At 64.0% G+C, this 15,862-nt stretch carries 12 protein-coding genes and 2 pseudogenes; 4 read left to right on the top strand and 10 right to left on the bottom strand.

Features of this window, described 5'->3' with window-relative positions; all coding sequences use genetic code 11:
* From NKJ84_RS31485 to NKJ84_RS31470, 4 genes and pseudogenes are all read right to left on the bottom strand, one after another.
* Positions 1-123 (bottom strand): type II toxin-antitoxin system prevent-host-death family antitoxin (locus tag NKJ84_RS31485; RefSeq protein ID WP_352509772.1); only part of this gene is annotated, 123 nt, incomplete at its 3' end.
* A 63-nt stretch (positions 124-186) separates the two neighbouring features.
* A complete protein-coding gene (locus tag NKJ84_RS31480; RefSeq protein ID WP_352509771.1) occupies positions 187-1,128 on the bottom strand; it encodes a DUF2493 domain-containing protein in 942 nt (313 codons plus the stop codon).
* 248 nt (positions 1,129-1,376) lie between these two features.
* Positions 1,377-2,432 (bottom strand): DUF7146 domain-containing protein, encoded by a 1,056-nt coding sequence (locus NKJ84_RS31475; RefSeq protein WP_352509770.1) that lies wholly within the window; start codon positions 2,430-2,432, stop codon positions 1,377-1,379.
* A gap of 12 nt (positions 2,433-2,444) precedes the next feature.
* A pseudogene (locus NKJ84_RS31470) lies at positions 2,445-6,949 on the bottom strand (strawberry notch-like NTP hydrolase domain-containing protein).
* A 184-nt stretch (positions 6,950-7,133) separates the two neighbouring features.
* Between NKJ84_RS31470 and NKJ84_RS31465 the strand changes: the two are divergent.
* Positions 7,134-8,327, top strand: coding sequence for a DUF1173 domain-containing protein (locus tag NKJ84_RS31465; protein ID WP_352509769.1), 1,194 nt, complete (start codon positions 7,134-7,136; stop codon positions 8,325-8,327).
* A gap of 35 nt (positions 8,328-8,362) precedes the next feature.
* On the opposite strand, the gene NKJ84_RS31460 is transcribed toward NKJ84_RS31465, so the two are convergent.
* On the bottom strand, positions 8,363-9,046 hold the full coding sequence (locus NKJ84_RS31460; RefSeq protein WP_352509767.1) for a transposase: 684 nt from the start codon (positions 9,044-9,046) through the stop codon (positions 8,363-8,365).
* Positions 9,047-9,512: 466 nt separating this feature from the next.
* On the opposite strand from NKJ84_RS31460, the gene NKJ84_RS31455 reads away from it, so the two are divergent.
* Positions 9,513-9,908 carry a hypothetical protein gene (locus tag NKJ84_RS31455; RefSeq protein WP_352509765.1) on the top strand — a complete coding sequence of 132 codons (396 nt, stop codon included), beginning with the start codon at positions 9,513-9,515 and terminating at the stop codon, positions 9,906-9,908.
* A gap of 466 nt (positions 9,909-10,374) precedes the next feature.
* On the opposite strand, the gene NKJ84_RS31450 is transcribed toward NKJ84_RS31455, so the two are convergent.
* From NKJ84_RS31450 to NKJ84_RS31435, 4 genes are all read right to left on the bottom strand, one after another.
* Positions 10,375-10,959, bottom strand: coding sequence for a DUF1419 domain-containing protein (locus NKJ84_RS31450; RefSeq protein WP_352509764.1), 585 nt, complete (start codon positions 10,957-10,959; stop codon positions 10,375-10,377).
* 132 nt (positions 10,960-11,091) lie between these two features.
* Positions 11,092-11,484 (bottom strand): hypothetical protein, encoded by a 393-nt coding sequence (locus NKJ84_RS31445; protein ID WP_352509763.1) that lies wholly within the window; start codon positions 11,482-11,484, stop codon positions 11,092-11,094.
* A gap of 82 nt (positions 11,485-11,566) precedes the next feature.
* Positions 11,567-12,043: a UCP036055 family protein gene (locus NKJ84_RS31440; protein ID WP_352509761.1), complete on the bottom strand. Its 477-nt coding sequence runs from the start codon at positions 12,041-12,043 to the stop codon at positions 11,567-11,569.
* A 72-nt stretch (positions 12,044-12,115) separates the two neighbouring features.
* Positions 12,116-13,720, bottom strand: a complete 1,605-nt coding sequence (locus NKJ84_RS31435) for a ParB/RepB/Spo0J family partition protein (RefSeq protein ID WP_352509760.1) — start codon at positions 13,718-13,720, stop codon at positions 12,116-12,118.
* A 183-nt stretch (positions 13,721-13,903) separates the two neighbouring features.
* Here NKJ84_RS31435 and NKJ84_RS31430 point away from each other — a divergent pair, with 183 nt between their 5' ends.
* Together NKJ84_RS31430 and NKJ84_RS31425 are read left to right on the top strand one after the other, a co-directional pair.
* On the top strand, positions 13,904-14,524 hold the full coding sequence (locus NKJ84_RS31430; RefSeq protein ID WP_352509759.1) for a DUF433 domain-containing protein: 621 nt from the start codon (positions 13,904-13,906) through the stop codon (positions 14,522-14,524).
* A gap of 75 nt (positions 14,525-14,599) precedes the next feature.
* A complete protein-coding gene (locus NKJ84_RS31425) occupies positions 14,600-14,761 on the top strand; it encodes a DUF5615 family PIN-like protein (protein WP_352509757.1) in 162 nt (53 codons plus the stop codon).
* Between the two features lie 530 nt (positions 14,762-15,291).
* On the opposite strand, the pseudogene NKJ84_RS31420 reads toward NKJ84_RS31425, so the two are convergent.
* Positions 15,292-15,862 (bottom strand): annotated as a pseudogene (locus NKJ84_RS31420) (DUF932 domain-containing protein); the annotation flags it as partial.

Genomic DNA, 15,862 nt, shown 5'->3' with positions numbered 1-15,862 from the left:
CTCGTAACTCATCAGCACGAACCGGGGTTTCCGGTGCTTGGTAAGAATAACGGGTTCGCGGCTGGCAACGTCGGTGACGTCGCCAACCTGCTTGTTGAGATCCCCCGTCGTGAACTGGCGCATGGCTAGACTCCTTGATCGATCTCCATATTATCTGGATTCGCCAGATTTGCAAGAAAACGGCGCTCACGCGCCGCCCTCCGCGAACCGCCAGACGGGGATGCCGAGCCGACGGGCCTTGTCGGCAAGGTTGTCGGTAATGCCGGAGCCGGGAAAGACGATCAGGCCGTAGGGCACCACGGAGAGAAGCTGGTCGTTGCGGCGGAACGGGGCTGCCTTGGCGTGCCGGGTCCAGTCCGGCTTGAAGGCGATCTGGGTGACCTTGCGGTTCTCGGCCCAGCAGGCGGCGATGCGTTCGGCGCCGCGCGGGCTGCCGCCGTGGAGCAGGACCATGTCGGGATGCTTCTCGCGAGCCTTGTCGAGCGCGTCCCAGATCCTGTCGTGATCGTTGCAGTCGAGGCCGCCGGCGAAGGCGATCTTGGTCCCTGCTGGAACGAGCACCTCGGTTTCGGCGTGTCGGCGGGCGGCGAGGAAGTCGCGGCTGTCGATCACCGAAGCGGTCATCGCCTGGTGGCTGACCTTGGAGCCGGTGCGCGGTCGCCATGCCGATCCGGTTTGTGCCTCGTAGAGATCGGCGGCCTCATCGCGCATGATTTCGAGCACGTTGCGGCGCTCGATATAGCTGATGCCTTCCGCGGTCAGCCGCTCCAGCTCGACCGACTTCACCTCCGAGCCGTCCTGCTCCTGCTGACTCGAGCGCTGCGCCTCCTCGTTGCGGTCGAGGCTGCGGGCGACACGCTCGGCGGCACGGTGGAAGACGTTTGCGAACGACCAGAGCAGGTCGTCGAGATCGGGTTCGAGCCTGGTGTCCCCGAGCATGCCGGCGAAGGTTTCTACGATCCCGGCGAGGCCGGCCCGGATCACCTCGTCGTCGGGAAGTGGCCGAGGATCAGGTTCGTCCTGATGCGGTCGATGGCCGTACATCTGCAGTTCGAGGATGACGCGGTCGGTCGGCGAGGAGGCGTGGTAGGGCTCGTAGGCGTCGTCGAGAGGATGGTCGTAGGTCATGGCGTGTCTCCGTCGGTGGTGGCCGCGCCTATCGCGGCCTGACAGCGCATCCCGGCCGCGCCCCGGGCGCGGCCGCCCCGAAGGCCGGCGCGCGAGCGCAGGACGGCGCAGCCGTTGCGGCCGTGACCGGGGGGTGGCAGGGGTCGCCTCTCAGGCAGGCCGCGGGCGCGGCCTCTCCGGTGGAGCGCCGCCATGTCTGCGGGCTATCCGGCGACGCCGTCCCGGCCCGCGTGTCGGCCCGAACCCGTTCACCCGGGCGGCAGCAAGAGACGGACATCCTCCGGGACGAGCTGGTCGCTGAGCCAAGCCGCGAGGGGGGCCGGGCCGAGATGACGCAGATCGTCGTTGAAATCGCCGAGCTGCGGCCGCAACACCAGGGCGAGGATTCCGGCTTCGCCGGCTCGCTGGCTGAGACGCTCGATGCCGTGGCGGCCGGCCGCATCGGCATCGGCCGCGATGTAGAGGCGACGGCATCCAGGTGGGAAGGTCAGGCCGGCGAGGTGATTGGCCGAAGTGGCGGCGGCAACCGGCAGCGCCGGCATCACCACCTTAAGCGACGCCATCGTCTCGAACCCCTCGCCGGCGGCCATGACCGGGGCCAGCGCGCCGGGCTCAAGGCCAAGCCAGATGGCGTTGCCCAAGAGATGACCCAGTGAGCGGCGTGGATCCGCGAGTTGCGCCTTGCCCTGACCCGAGGGATCAAGCCAGGTGCGTTGCAGGCCGGTGATCTTCCCGTCGAAGCTGGTGACAGCGGCAATCAGCGCCGGAAGCGTCCGCGTCTCGCCCGTCACGAAATCCCGGTAGTAGCAGCCGGGATGGAAGCGCAGCGCGCGCTCACGCGGGGAGAGCAGAATGCCGCGGCCGGCGAGGTATCGTTCGGCCAGCGTGCCGGCGATCGGCTGCGACATGGCGAACAGGCGCCGCGCGGCGTCGGGGGAGCCGCGTTTCGCGGCTGGCTGGCACTGCGCGCCAAGGGGCTGAGGTTGGGGCTGGGGCGGTGGCAGCGGCATGGAGAGGAAGCGACGTGCTTCATCCGCGATGTCACGGAAGTCGACGAGGCCGCAACTTTCACGGATGACATCGAGCAGATCGCCAAATTCAGACGTCGCCTCGTCGACCCACCTACCCGCCGGGCCCTTGGCGTTTGCCCTCAGCCGCACATGCATGGAACGGCCGCGCGTGTTGTGGACATCGCCGACCATCCAGTAATTGCCGGAGCGATGGCCGTTGGAGAGATATTCCCGGCACACCGCCTCGGCGTGTTCGCCAAGGCGGCGTGCCAGCTCGGAGGCCGAGACGGTCATGATCGTTTCCCCTCACGCCACTGACGCGCGGTCGGTGACGCCGACCAGCCTGTGGCGGTCGAGGAGCGCGGCGAGGATGGACGGCCCTTGCTCGCTCGTCGGGATGAACAGCCGGAGCTTCCAGGAGATGATCTCGGAGATCAGTCCCAGCGCCTTCAGCCGAGGGACCATCGCGTCGGTGAAGCCGATCAATTCGACACGGTAGTCGTTCATGATCCGACTGCGGCGCAGGATCAGGCCATCGGCGAGTTGCAGTCCAATCCGTCCATCGGCGAGCCCGGTCCAGGCATCTTCCGGCGCCAGCCTCGGCACATCGTCGAGACCCAGATTGCGGAACATGGTCGCGACCAGCGTCGGCGCGATGTGGCGGCCGATGATGCGCTCCCCGGCATCGGTCTGGATTCGATAGACTCGACAGTCGCCGTCCGGCAGCCGACGCCAGATCGGCAACAGCAGACCCGTCACGATGTGAAAGGTGCTGGTGGTGAACTCCGGGACGGCGGCGACTTCCGAGTCCCACAGCTCGCAGAACAATTTCCGGTCGGCGGGCTGCCAGAGTGTTTCGGCAAGCGCGCCGAGGCCGAAGCGCAGCTCGTCGGTTGGCCGCAGGAGCCTCACACGGTGCTCGACGGTCCCGTCGTCGAGCATCAGGCTTGCGGTCGGCAGCCGGATCGCCGCGCGGCTCGATCGCGTGTTGACCAGCAAAGCCGATTGCGGCTCCGCCCGGACGATGGCCAGCGCATCGACCAGGCCGAGCGGCCGGATGCGGTCCTTGCGCGCGACGGTGAGCACATGCGACTGCGCGTCGGAGACTGGATGGGTATAGACGGTCCTACGATCGGTGACGACGATGCTCTCCGCCGTGATCGTCTCCAGGCCCTTGTCGTAATTGCCGGCGGCGATGGCGCCTTCTATTCTTACCGCCATCAGCTGCTCGAACACCTCGAATAACAGGTTCTGGGTTTCGATGCGCAACGCCAGCAGCCGATTGAGCCAGGTCGTGATCGGCGGCAACTCGTCGCGCAGCCCGCCCTCGTCAGTCGTCAGCGACAGCCCGGTCACGGTCTCGAAAGTCGAAAGCGAGCAGCCCTCAATCTTGCCTTGGTGCAGCAGATGATAGAACTGGCGCAGGGCCGCGCGGGCATAGGGGCTTTCAAGATTGTCCTCGGACCGGAACAGCCCTGCCCCGCCGGTCTGGCGCTGGCCGCGCGTGATGGCGCCGAGCGTGTCGAGCCGTCGCGCGATCGTCGACAGGAAGCGCTTGCCGGCTTTCACGTTGGCGGCCATGGGCCGGAACAGCGGCGGTTGCTTCTGATTTGTGCGGTGGGTCCTTCCGAGACCCTGGATGGCGTTGTCGGCGCGCCAGCCGGCCTCGAGCAGATAGTGCTTGCGCAGCCTCTGGTTCCTGGCCCCGAGATCGGCGTGATAGGAGCGGCCTGTACCGCCGGCGTCGGAGAAGATCAGAACGCTCTTGTCGTCATCCATAAAACTCTGGGTCTCGGCCAGATTGGCCGAGCCAGGGCGGTTTTCCACGGCCAGCCGGTCGATGCCGTCGCGGCCGGTCTTCTCGACGATGCGGCGCGAGCGGCCGGTCACCTCGGCGACGGTGTCTGTGCCAAAATGATGGATGATCTGGTCGAGGGCGCTGCCGACCGGCGGCAGCGATGCGAGTTTTTCGATCATCTCGCCGCGCCGGCGAACCGCCTCGCGGCACTGGACCGGGTTGCCATCTTCGTCGTGGACAGGCCGCGAGTAGACGTTGCCCTCCGCGTCGGAATACTCCTCGAACAGTTGGGTCGGGAAGGAATGCATCAAGTACCCGCCGACATACTCGCGCGGCGTGATGTCGACATTCAGGTCCGACCATTCCTCGGTTGGGATCTCGGCCAGCCGGCGTTCCATCAGCGCCTCGCCGGTCGAGACGATCTGCACGACTGCCGAATGCCCATCGGCGAGGTCCTGCTCGATCGCGCCGATCAGGGTCGGCGTCATCATCGAGGTGATCAAATGCGAGAAAAAGCGTTGCTTGGTACTTTCAAAGGCTGAGCGCGCCGCCGATTTTGCGTTGCGGTTCAGCGTGCCGGCCTCGCTGGTGATGTTGGTGGCCTCGAGTGCGGCGGTCAGGTTGTTGTGGATGACCTGGAAGGCGTCTGCATAGGCGTTGTAGATGCGGATCTGCTCCTCAGTCAGCGCATGCTCGAGGAGGTGGTATTCGACGCCGTCATAGGAGAGCGAACGCGCCGTATAGAGGCCGAGCGACTTGAGATCGCGGGCGAGCACTTCCATCGCCGCGACACCGCCGTCCTCGATCGCGGCGACGAATTCGGCACGGTTGGCGAATGGAAAATCCTCGCTGCCCCAGATGCCGAGACGTTGGGCATAGGCCAGATTCTCGACGGCGGTCGCACCGATCGCGGAGACGTAGACAATGCGGGCATCGGGCAGCGCGTGCTGCAGCCGCAGTCCCGCCTTGCCCTGCTGCGAGGGCGCGGCGTCGCCACGCTCGCTTTTGCCGCCAGCGGCATTGGCCATGGCGTGGGCCTCGTCGAAGACGATGACGCCATCGAAAGATTTTTTTGCCCCCGACGGGTTCTCTCCAGCCCCTTCGGCCCCTCTCGCCTCTTGTCCGACCCAGTCGAGGATCTGGGCGATCCGGGATTTCTTGCCCTCCCGTTCCTGCGAGCGCAGGGTTGCGTAGGTCGTGAACAGGAGCCTTCGGCAAGGCGGATCGGCGTGCCCTGCCGATAGCGTGAGAGTGGCTGCACGAGGAGTTTTTCCTGGCCAAGTGCTGCCCAGTCTCGCTGAGCGTCTTCCAGCAATTTGTCGGACTTGGAAATCCACATCGCGCGGCGCCGCCCCTGCAGCCAGTTGTCGAGGATGATGCCGGCGACTTGCCGTCCCTTGCCGCAGCCGGTTCCGTCACCCAAAAACCATCCACGCCGAAACCGGACAGCGTTCGTAGCTCCTTCTGGCGCGGCCGAGACGACATCGCAGGTCTCGTCAACCGTCCAGGCGCCGGTGAGATGACCGCAATGGGCCTCGCCCGCATAGATGACGCTTTCGAGCTGGGCGTCCGACAGCAGGCCCTCATCGATGATCGCATCAGGAAGAAGGGGCCGATAGGAAGGTTTTGGTGGCGCGACGGCGGCCATTGCGGCCGACTGTACGAGGGGCGTCGGATGGGGTTTGGCGCGGGGAATGTCGATCGACTGGAGCGCGTAGGGTTCGTAGATTGACTCGGTGAGCCGGCCGCCCTCCTCCGGCATCCAGTCGCGCAATTCGTAGGCAAGGGGAACAGCCGGCGTGCTGTTTGCCATGACCTGGCGAGCGGGCTTCGCTCGCGCAATCGGACGGACCGATTGCATTGCCTTTGGAGCAGCCGTTGAGACAGCGAGGGGTGCGGCTCTCCGGGATCGGGCAGCCATCTGCATGGCGGCATTGCGCAGGATGCCGCTGGACAATGCACCGATCGAATTCGGGAATCCACCCAAAGTCCGGGGCGGCAGATCGGAGATCCAGGAGAGCAGCGTTTCGACATCCTTGGCCTTGCCCGGCAAGGCGACGAAACGCGACGGATCGACGGCCGGCACCTTGTCGATGATCGTCAGGCGGGTCTCGGTGGTGGTTCCGTGGCGGGCATAGACGCGGCCGTCGATCGCTGCGGTGAAGATGACCGTGCCCTGCTGCTGCAGGCGTTCGAAGGCGAGCCGCCATTTCGGGTTTTCGGGAGACAGCCCGGCGCCGGCGATGGCGACAAGACGACCGCCCGAACGCAGGCGTGCGAACGCGGAAGAGAGGTGCCGCCATGCCGCATCGGCGACATGGCCGTCGACATAGGCGCCGACGCTGAAGGGCGGATTCATCAAGACGAGGGACGGCTCAATGGCCGCGTCGAGATGGTCGTCGATATGGGCGGCGTCGTGCCGCGAGACGGGGAACTGCGGAAACAGCAGGCCGAGCAGATCGGCCCGCGTTGCGGCAAGCTCGTTAAGCGCGATCGAGGCGCGCGCCATCTCGGCATGGACGGCGAGCAGACCGGTGCCGGCCGACGGTTCGAGAACGAGGTCGCAAGATGCGATCGCCGCGGCGTGCGCCGTTACGAAGGCCAGCGGCAAGGGCGTGGAGAGCTGCTGCATGGCCTGGCTCTCGTCGGAGCGTCGCGTATGGGTTGGAAGAAGGTCGGCGATGCGCTTTATCATCGCTAGCCTTGCCCGCGGCGTGGCGGACCGGGACAGGATCGCGGGGCCGAACCGGCGCAGAAACAGAACCTGGGCGACTTCGAGGGCCTCATAGGCGTCCTTCCAGACCCAGCACCCTTGCGCATCGCTGCCGCCAAAACCTGTTGTCATGGTGGTGCGCAGTTCCGCAGTGGTGACAGACTTGCCCTGCTCGAGGAACGGCAGAAGCCGCATTGCCGCTCGGTAGATCGCCTGGGCGGTGTCGAGGGCGTCTTGTGCCGGCGCGCCGAGGGGAGCGGCCGTCCGGGCAACGGCAGATGTGGTCGAAACAATGTTCATGGAGATGTCCTTTGCGAGAGGGAGTGGCGCCCGCGCCGGCACTCTCTCCGCGCCAGCCGGGCCGCACTCCTCCCGGCTCCCCTCTCCCTCTGAGGCCGATGCACCAAACGGGTTGCGCTCTGCGCAAAGCCATGACTTGAATGCGCGCACAGGGGCGCGGCGGCGACCTGGAGCTGCGGAGGTGATGCGACGGTTCAGAATTGGCAGTGCGGTCTACGAGGAGGGAGCGCCTGACCTGCAGGCGACGCTGGCGAACGCCTATGGCCGCACCGAGCGTCCGCTATGCCTGTGCCGCGAGCCGGGCTGCCCGATGTACATCGCCCGCATCGGCGACCTTCACCTGATCAAGCGCATGCCGCTGAGCGGCAGCGGGCATGATCCATCCTGTGATTCATATGAATCGCCTTACGAGCTGTCCGGCCTGGGCGCCTTGATGGGCAGCGCGATACAGCTCGATCCGCAAAGCGGCTTGGCGGCTTTGAAACTCGATTTCAGCCTGTCGAAGACGGGGAGCCGGGCAGCATCCGCGCCTGCTGGCGAGAGCTCCGCCAGCGTAACTGGAGACCCCAGGAGGATGTCGCTGCGTGGCCTGCTCCATTATCTATGGCAGGAGGCCGAATTGACGGTCTGGACATCCCGATGGGCTGGCAAGCGACATTGGTGGAATGTCCGCTGGCATCTGCTTGAGGCTGCCGGGCAAATGACGGTGAGGGGCGGACCGCTCGCGGATATCCTGTTCGTGCCCGAGCCGTTTCGCGCCGAGAACAGGCAAGCGATCGAACATCGCCGCAATGCGGCTCTCGGCATGGCGCTCCCGCCGAAATCCGGCCCACGAAAGCTACTGGTTCTGGTCGGCGAGGTGAAGGAAATCATGCCCGCCCGATCCGGTCGGAAACTCGTCGTCAGACATTTGCCGGGCTTTCCCTTTGTCATCGACGATGCATTGCATCGGCGTTTGCAGGCACGTTTCGAGAGAGAATTGTCGCTGTGGGGAGCGGATTCCAGCTCACATCTGATAGTGATCGCGACCTTCGGACTGAACCCGGCCGGCCTCGCCGTTGTTGAGGAGGTCGCGTTAATGGTGGTATCCGAGAACTGGATCCCTTTCGAGACGGTCTCGGAAAAGCGGCTCGTTGACGCGCTCGCCCGCCTTCGCGAGAAGAGCGTGAAGGGATTGCGCTATGACCTGCAAACCGACCACCCGATCGCCAACGCTTTGCTCCAGGACAGGCAGCAGCCGACCGCACTCTTTGTCGTCCCGGCCGGCGCGGACGAAGCGTTCGAGGCTTCGCTCGACGAAATGATCGCCGCGCGTCCGGAGATCGGCTTCTGGGTGTGGCGGGTCGGCGAAGGCGATATGCCGCCGTTGCCGCTCTGAGCGTCGGCGGAATTTCCGACGAGGCTCAGTATGTCTTACCCCAGGCCCAGCTTCTTCTTGAGCTCGGCATTTTCCTTGCGCAGACGGTCAGCAAGCAGGTTCTTAAGGCGCTTGTTTTCTTCCTCGAGCGCGAGCAGGTCCTTCAGATCGCCGCTATCTGCGGCTGGCGCTGCAACCCTCTTCCACTGATAATAGGTCTGCTCCGAAATGCCGGCTTGGCTGACCGCACTCTTGCTGGTCGCACCCCCAGCGATCGACTTCTCGATCTGGGCAAGCTTCTGGGCGCGTTCCTTCTCAGAATAGGTCTTCCGGGCGGTCCGCACCACCACCGCAGGTTCAGCCGCCTGGGGCCCTGGTCTCGCCCCGTTCTTGCGGGTCGGCTTGGCGAGCTCTGCCTTCGCTTTCTTTGCTCGCGGAACTTTCTTCTTCGCTTCAGGGGCTTCCACTTTGGCTGGTGCTACTGTTGTCTGAACCGTTTGAGCTTCCTGAGAATCGGCCATGATATGCTCCGCTTGTGGATTGTCACCGTCTTCAGCATCGATGGGTCTTATACTGGAGTCAATGAGCTCAGAACCTGGCAGCTGAGCACCATCAGACAGCTGCGTCATCTCGGTGACAATTTTGGACAGGTCGAGACCACCCCAGATCGACTGGCTTGGCTTTTGCTTGCCGCGCTTCTGTTTGACTTCCACGATAAATGGCCGGATCTGGCGCTTCATAGTCCCTTCCTTGATGTGAGGACGACTTGCAAGCCAAGTCGCTGTTTCGCGTCGGCGAGTATCCTACGCCAAGGCATCTTATCGCTCTTGCCGAGCTTTATCGGAGAAGGCCCGCGACGAGCAAGCGAGGTTTCGCTGATCTCGGGGACTGGCTCGATCACCGGGACGCAAACGGTCTATTGCGAGCCGAGGTCTCATTTGACGCGACCTTCAGAGCGTTTCTATGCCCGCCATCCACAGGCGCCACTTCGCTCGATCCACCGGCAGCTGACAAATTTCGACATGCTGACGAGGCTCGCATGCTCCAGCTTCGGTAAAGAACCCCTCCCTGCATCGAGCGCCGCCTACGCCGTCATTCGTTGCCGCCGGGCAAACGGACAAGGACTAACAGCCGTCCGCATCCGATGACTGTGCACAACCGACTGCATCGATTGCAATCCTGATTTTCTTGGGCGCAAATCTTCTCATGGCGGCGGATGAGCTGGACGCGATTGTTTTCGGGATGGCGGTCGAAAGCGTCCGTGCGCTTCCTCTTGGATTCACGGAAAAAGTCGCAGAAATTGCCATCCGAAGCCACGGCGTCCTGCTTTTTGATTTGCGCATCGATGGCGACTTGGAAATGCAGCGGATCGCCGCCGTCCGATATCCAAGCAACCAGACAGGCATTCTGGCGCTGGACAAGCAGGGCTCGGCGATCAGCCATTGGATGATCAACGGCACTTTCTCCTGCTTTATCGCTCCCTTGGAAGACTGGAACACTCTGCCGCTCCCGATGCAGGCCAGGACGAGTATCGCCGGCCCGGCCAGCCTCTTCATCGGCGCCTTACGCAATGCCGGATACATCCCGCGCGGCAGGTCCTGATCCGAAGTTTTGCGCGGCGACTGGCCGATCATATCGTCGAACCAGTCGGCCACACGGCCTCGCTGTGGGCGATTACCCACGGTGATCAGGTGACCAGGATCATCCGAGTTGAAGTCTGACCCTGATACGTGGCTCGCTGGACTACGAGCACCTGGTCAGTGCTGGCCTCAAATACCGTGAAAATGCGCCGGCCGGCGGCGACGCACTGATCGAGCAATGTCGGTCGCCGTCACGGTATCTTGGAAAGCGATAGGGCTGTGTGCAAGCGATCGTAATGTGCGGGAGCGTCTCGCCCGTCGGCGTCCGATAGAACGCCTCCTTCCATAGACATCGCGCCGCATAGCCTATCCGACGCGCCCATTTCAGCGGAGTAGGCGGGCCATGCTAACAGGGATGTTTCGCTTCCTAGCGGCCGCTCTCAGGGATAGCCTTTATCGTCGCCTCCCTTTTTCGAGCTCCGGCTTGATCAGGCGGAGGACAGGAGTTCGTCAATCTCGAGATCCGACAGATCATCGAGCAGCTTGAAGACAGCATCCTGCCTTCCGGCGTTAACGAGAACCGTGCGTTTGCCGCGATGTTCGGCCCACCCGGTCTCGGGATCTGCATTGCGGGCGATGCCCCTGAGTTCGAGGGGGGTCATGGTCCAGATCGCCTCAAGCTTTTCCGCGCGGGTCATGCTGTCGCTCGCGCCGGTCTCGTGGGCGATGATGGCGGCGCGCATCTTGTCCGGGGACTGCCGATCCGTGAGGTCGCAAAAGCCATGAAACCAGCGTTCGCGGCCCCGGATCCGGATCGCGAAGAATACGCTGGTCACGTTGCCGGCCTTGAACTCCGACATGCCGAACATGCCGGTGCGCATGAAGAGCGGCGGCAGCAAATCGATCATGAAGTGGTATTCTGAGGCGTTGATCTGGAACCACTCGCCTGAGTAGGGAGTGCCGGAAAGCGGATCGATGCCGGGAGTGTCTTTGTGTCGGCTGAACAGTTGGAACATCTGCTCGCGGGTGGCGACGCCGTCGAGCACCTTCCCGAAGGGTGGATGTGCGGTCATGGGGTTCTCCTGAACGCAGGCCGGCCACGCGCGGCATGAACCGCGTCGTCGCAAGTGTTGGTGGTGTTGTGGCTGTCGACTGGCCGAACCTGCGGTCGGCGCGTGCACCGGCGATGAGGGGGTTTGCAGGGTTCAGGCGGCGCGTCGTTCGGAGGAAGGCGAAGCGTCTCGACCAACCCCGGTGATGGCACGGACGGCGGCGGCGAGCGCCGGGATATCGTCGAGCATGCCGAGCGCAACGAAGTGGTTGGCCCCGCCGGTATAGTCCTTGCGGTCCTTGCAGGTGCGGATCAGGATGCCGTGACCTGAGGACAAACCGAACTGGCCGACCTGGATGTAGGCGCGGTGATGGTGCAGGGTAATTTCACCGGAAACGGCTATGCCCGCCTTGTTCGAGCGCAGGTCAAAGCTTCCCTGCGGCAGGGCAAGTTCGGCGGCGAGTTTCTTCAGCCGTGAACGGGCTGTCATGTGGAAACGTCTCTTGTGCTGCTCGTCATAGGGGCAGCTTCTGTTCCAGTCGAACATGTCGAACTCCATGAATTGGAACAGGCCGGGATCGCTCGCGCGATCCCGGGCCCGTGGTCGGGTGGGTTAAATGGTGAAACGGTCAGGCGGCCGCGCGGCCCTCAATGACGTCGGCGCCGACCTCATCGGCGGAGACCTCTTCGAGATAGGCCCGGCTGTACGAATTGCTGGCGAGCCAGCGTTCGGCAGCCTCGCGATCCTTGGCGAGATAGAGCAGCTCCGGGCTGTCGCCGAGTTCCTGCAGGACGCGGACCATGCCGATCGTGGGACGCTCGACGATCTCGAAACCCAGGTCACTCTCGACGGACCAGGTGCGCCTGACCGAGACGACGATGATGCCGCCCTGCCCAAAATCGCCCTCATGCAGGGTGAAGTAGGCGGGCGAGCTATAGGTCGCGCGCTCGCGCGGCGGTTCCTTCCTGACCAGGCGACCGACGCCGTTGCGGCTTTCCCAGGCCGCGAGTTTTTTGGTGAAGCGAGCCGGCGGTTTCGCGGTGCCGTCGCTGTACCGGATAACGCTCCCCAGAGGAGCGGATTCGTACACGATATGTGCGGACATGCGGGTTTCTCCATGCGGAAAACGAAAAAGGGCCCGGCGGGAGTGCCGGGCCCGGTGCGAGCGTGAGGCCGACTATTCAGCGGCCTGGAGGTGGTCCGCCTCGTCGCCGTCGATGGTCACCGGCTCATCGGAGGACGGATCCGCATCGTCGGCGAGAAAGGCCGGCAGCTCGGCGGCATCGCCGTCGCGAGCCGCCTCGTCCGACATATCGCCGGCGACCGCGTCGCCAGCATCGGTAGTCACTTCATCGACCTCAAGACGCAGCGGCTCGGGCAGCCAGTTCGACCCTTCGAGAAGACGCGCGGCCTCACGCGCCATGATGTCCTTCTTCATGTGGTCGATCAGCTGCGCGGAGTCTGCGCCACGAGCTTCATGGACTGCCTGTAGAATCCGCGCCTTGGTGAGCCGCCCGAGGAACGCGACCGTAGGCGTCCAGCCGGCGTCGACCATGTCGAACTGGAGGGAACGGCCAAGCACGTCTGCATGCTTGAGCGCCTTCGGTCGCCTGTTCCAGGGTTCGACCACCGCATTGAGGGTCAGCGAGACGCAGTGCGCGAACAGCGCGTTGCGGCTTGCTTCGTCGAGGCCGAGAAGGAAGTTCCACAGGCCATCCGCCTCATCGGGCAGATCGCGATCCCAGGCTTCGTGGCGCTCGGCGATCTCCTTCGCCCAGGATGTCTCGGCAAGACCGTCGACCTGGCTGAAGCCGCCGCTCTTCAGGCTGATCTCCAGGCACGTGTCCGGCGCGAAGCGATAGAAGACCTGCAGGACGAAGGCATGGAGTGCGGCGACAAAGGCGATGTCGACGTCACCGGCGAGCGCGTTGCGCAGTGCAAGCGTCCGCTGCGCGGTCAGGTCGAAGACGAGCCGATCGGGCAGTGGCTTGATGCCATCGTCCTCGCCGTCGTCGCCGGAGGCGTCGTTCACCGGCTTGCCGTTGACGACAACACCATCGCCATCGGCTTCATAGGCTTGGGCGCCGACATAGACGGCCCGGCGATCATCGGCCCGCACCGTGGTTTCCGTCAGCAGGCGCCTGATGTAATAGGGTTCCTGCATCTGCGAGCTGGAAATCCGCTCCCAGACCTGCTCCTGGCGCGCGTGATCGTCCGAGATCGAGAAGGCCATGATCTGCTCAAGACGGATTTCGTCCTTCTCGTAGAGACCCAGAAGTTTGGGCGACACCGATGCTAGCCGCAGGCGCTGCCTCACCGTCGCAGGCGATACGAAGAAGCGGGCACCAATCTCCTCCGGATCGAGGCCCTGATCGCGGAGCGTCTTGAAGGCCCGGAACTGGTCGAGTGGGTGCAGGTCGGCGCGCCGCAGGTTTTCAGCAAGCGAGTCCTCTTCGGCCGAGGTCTCCTGCCTGCGGTTGACGATGCAGGGGATCGGCTCGTTCTTGGCCAGGCGCTTCTGCTTGATGAGGATGGCGAGCGCGAGATAGCGACGACCGCCGGCCGGCACCTCAAACGTGCCGGTCTCCTCGCCCTCGCCGTCGAGCATCGGACGGACGTTCAGGCTCTGGATGAGCTTTCGCCGCCCGATGTCCTCGGCGAGCTGCTCGATAGACACGCCGTCCTTGATGCGCCGGACATTCTTCTGCGACAGCCTGAGCTTGTCATAGGGAATGTTCTCCGCGGCGTTCATCGCGATCTTCTGATTGGCGTTCTTTGCCATGGTCAGGTTCTCCATGACGGGCGGCCCGGGGCCTCTCCCCGAACCTCCAAGCCCGTCAGGAATCTCCCCTCCCCCTCTGCCTCCAGGCCTCACACCGGCGCCGGCCGCCTGCCGCAAAGCTTCGCGGGACTGCGGACGGCAGAGTGACTATATATCTTCCATGAACGTGGAAGGATTATTGTCATGCCAGGATTTAGTACCGAAGTGCTCACCGCCAATGAGGCGGCGGCGGTAACGCAGGTGCCGCTTAAGCAGGTGCATCGCATCATCGATGCCGGATTGCTACGCGGCCGTGTCGAGACACGCCGCGGCAGCCGCGTCATCATCGGAGCGGGTCTCGTCGGCCTACGCCTCGCCTGGCTGACGGCGGAGACGCTGACGCCTGCCGCGCGGCGGCGGATCGTCGAGCACGCCATTGCCGATGATGCTGCGCCCGTGGTCGCGGACGATCCGCTTAAGGTCGACCTAAAGCCGATCACCGCCGGGGTAAGGACCGGCCTCAGCCGGCTGAGGAAAGCCAAGGCCATGGTGGCGCGCGATCCAGCGGTACTTGGCGGTCAGCCGGCCTTTGTGGGAACACGCGTGCTTGTTCATGACGTTGCCGACATGCTCGCCAATGGCGATACTCGCGAGACGATTCGTGCCGCCTATCCGCAACTGACTCTCGACCGGATCAGGCTCGCGGCCGACTATGCGCTGGCCTATCCGCGGCGTGGCCGTCCGCCGGTCAAGCCGGCGTGGCGCAGCACGGCGGCGAAGTCGAGCCGCACAATCCGTCTCGACGATCTGCCGGCCGTTTCGTGAAATTCCTGATCAACGAATGCCTGAGCCCAGAGCTTGCGAAACTGGCGCGCGAACGGGGTTTTCCAGAGTCGAGCCATGTGCGCTGGCTGGGCCTCCGCCAAGGACCATATGGTGACCCGGCGCGCGGTCGATGACGGCTATGTGCTCGTCACGCACAACACGACCGACTTTCGCGGCCTCTATCGCCGCGAGGAGCTGCATGTCGGGCTGGTCGCCTTCAACACCGCCCTGGCCTGATGAGCCTCGATCTCCAGCACAGGCTCTTTCATCTCGCCCTTTCGGACCTCGGTGGGGAGGAGGCATGAAACGAAGTGCTGGAGATTACGGTGGATGTCGCGCGTACCATCACCATCGAACGGTTCAATCTACCCGACTGACGGACCTCCGAATTCGTTTCCTGCGATCGGGCTGCCAGAAGCCGCCGCTCGCATAACGAAAAAGCCCGCCGCGGGAGGAGGTGCGGCGGGCTTGATTTGGACGACAGCATTCGGGAGGAATAAATGCCGTCCCTGATCGCCAAGGTCGGGAGGAGGTGACCCGGACGAACTCGATACCGACAGGCTACTCCCTTCCGCGCAGCCGAGAAGCATTAATTGTGCATAGCAGCATTGCGGTTTTGTGCGGCGCACATCCGGGCCGGAGAGATGGGTTTTCCCGGGTACCAGCGCAGGCCGTATGCTGCGCGCCGCAGCGATGCACATGTTGGAACACTGGCAGCATCAGCAGCCCAGTGACGTTCATACGCCTCGGCGCGCAGCATTGCGGTATCATGCTGCCAGATCGAGCAGCTTCTTGGCCTTGCCCTCCAGCTCCAGGCGAACGTCCTGATGCGGCTTGTCGCGCGCCACCCGCGTAATGCCCTGCACGAAGTCGAAAATCGAGGCGGGCGGGTGCCCTTCCTCCGAAAGCACGGCATCGATGATCCTCGTGGTCTCCGCCTTGGAGAAGCCGCGCTTGCGCAGGAAGCTCTGGCGATCTTCATCGTCGCGAGCGACGATCCGCTCCCGCGAAGCCTTGATGCCATTGACGAACGGCATGGGCGAAGACTCCGCGAACTGGATCAGCGCTGGTTCGGCTTCCAGGGCAAAACGCGAGGCGGCATATTTGGAATGCCGGATGGTGATTTCCTCGAAATTTTCCACGCCCCACAGACAACGATTCTGGCAAACTGCACGTAGATAGAAGCTGGCGATTCCGAGCGTTCGGGCGCCGACTTCGGAGTTCCAGCAATAAACCCCCCTGAAAAAGACGTCGGGCGAGCCATCGGGCAGCTTGCCGGCTTCGATCGGATTCAGGTCGTCGACGAGGAAGACAAAGACATCACGGTCGGACGCATAG

This window comes from Mesorhizobium sp. M0048, from assembly GCF_040323405.1.
GTDB lineage: Bacteria > Pseudomonadota > Alphaproteobacteria > Rhizobiales > Rhizobiaceae > Mesorhizobium.
The sequence above is the reverse complement of the archived record's forward strand: the minus strand, read 5'-3'. Positions and strand labels throughout refer to the sequence as shown.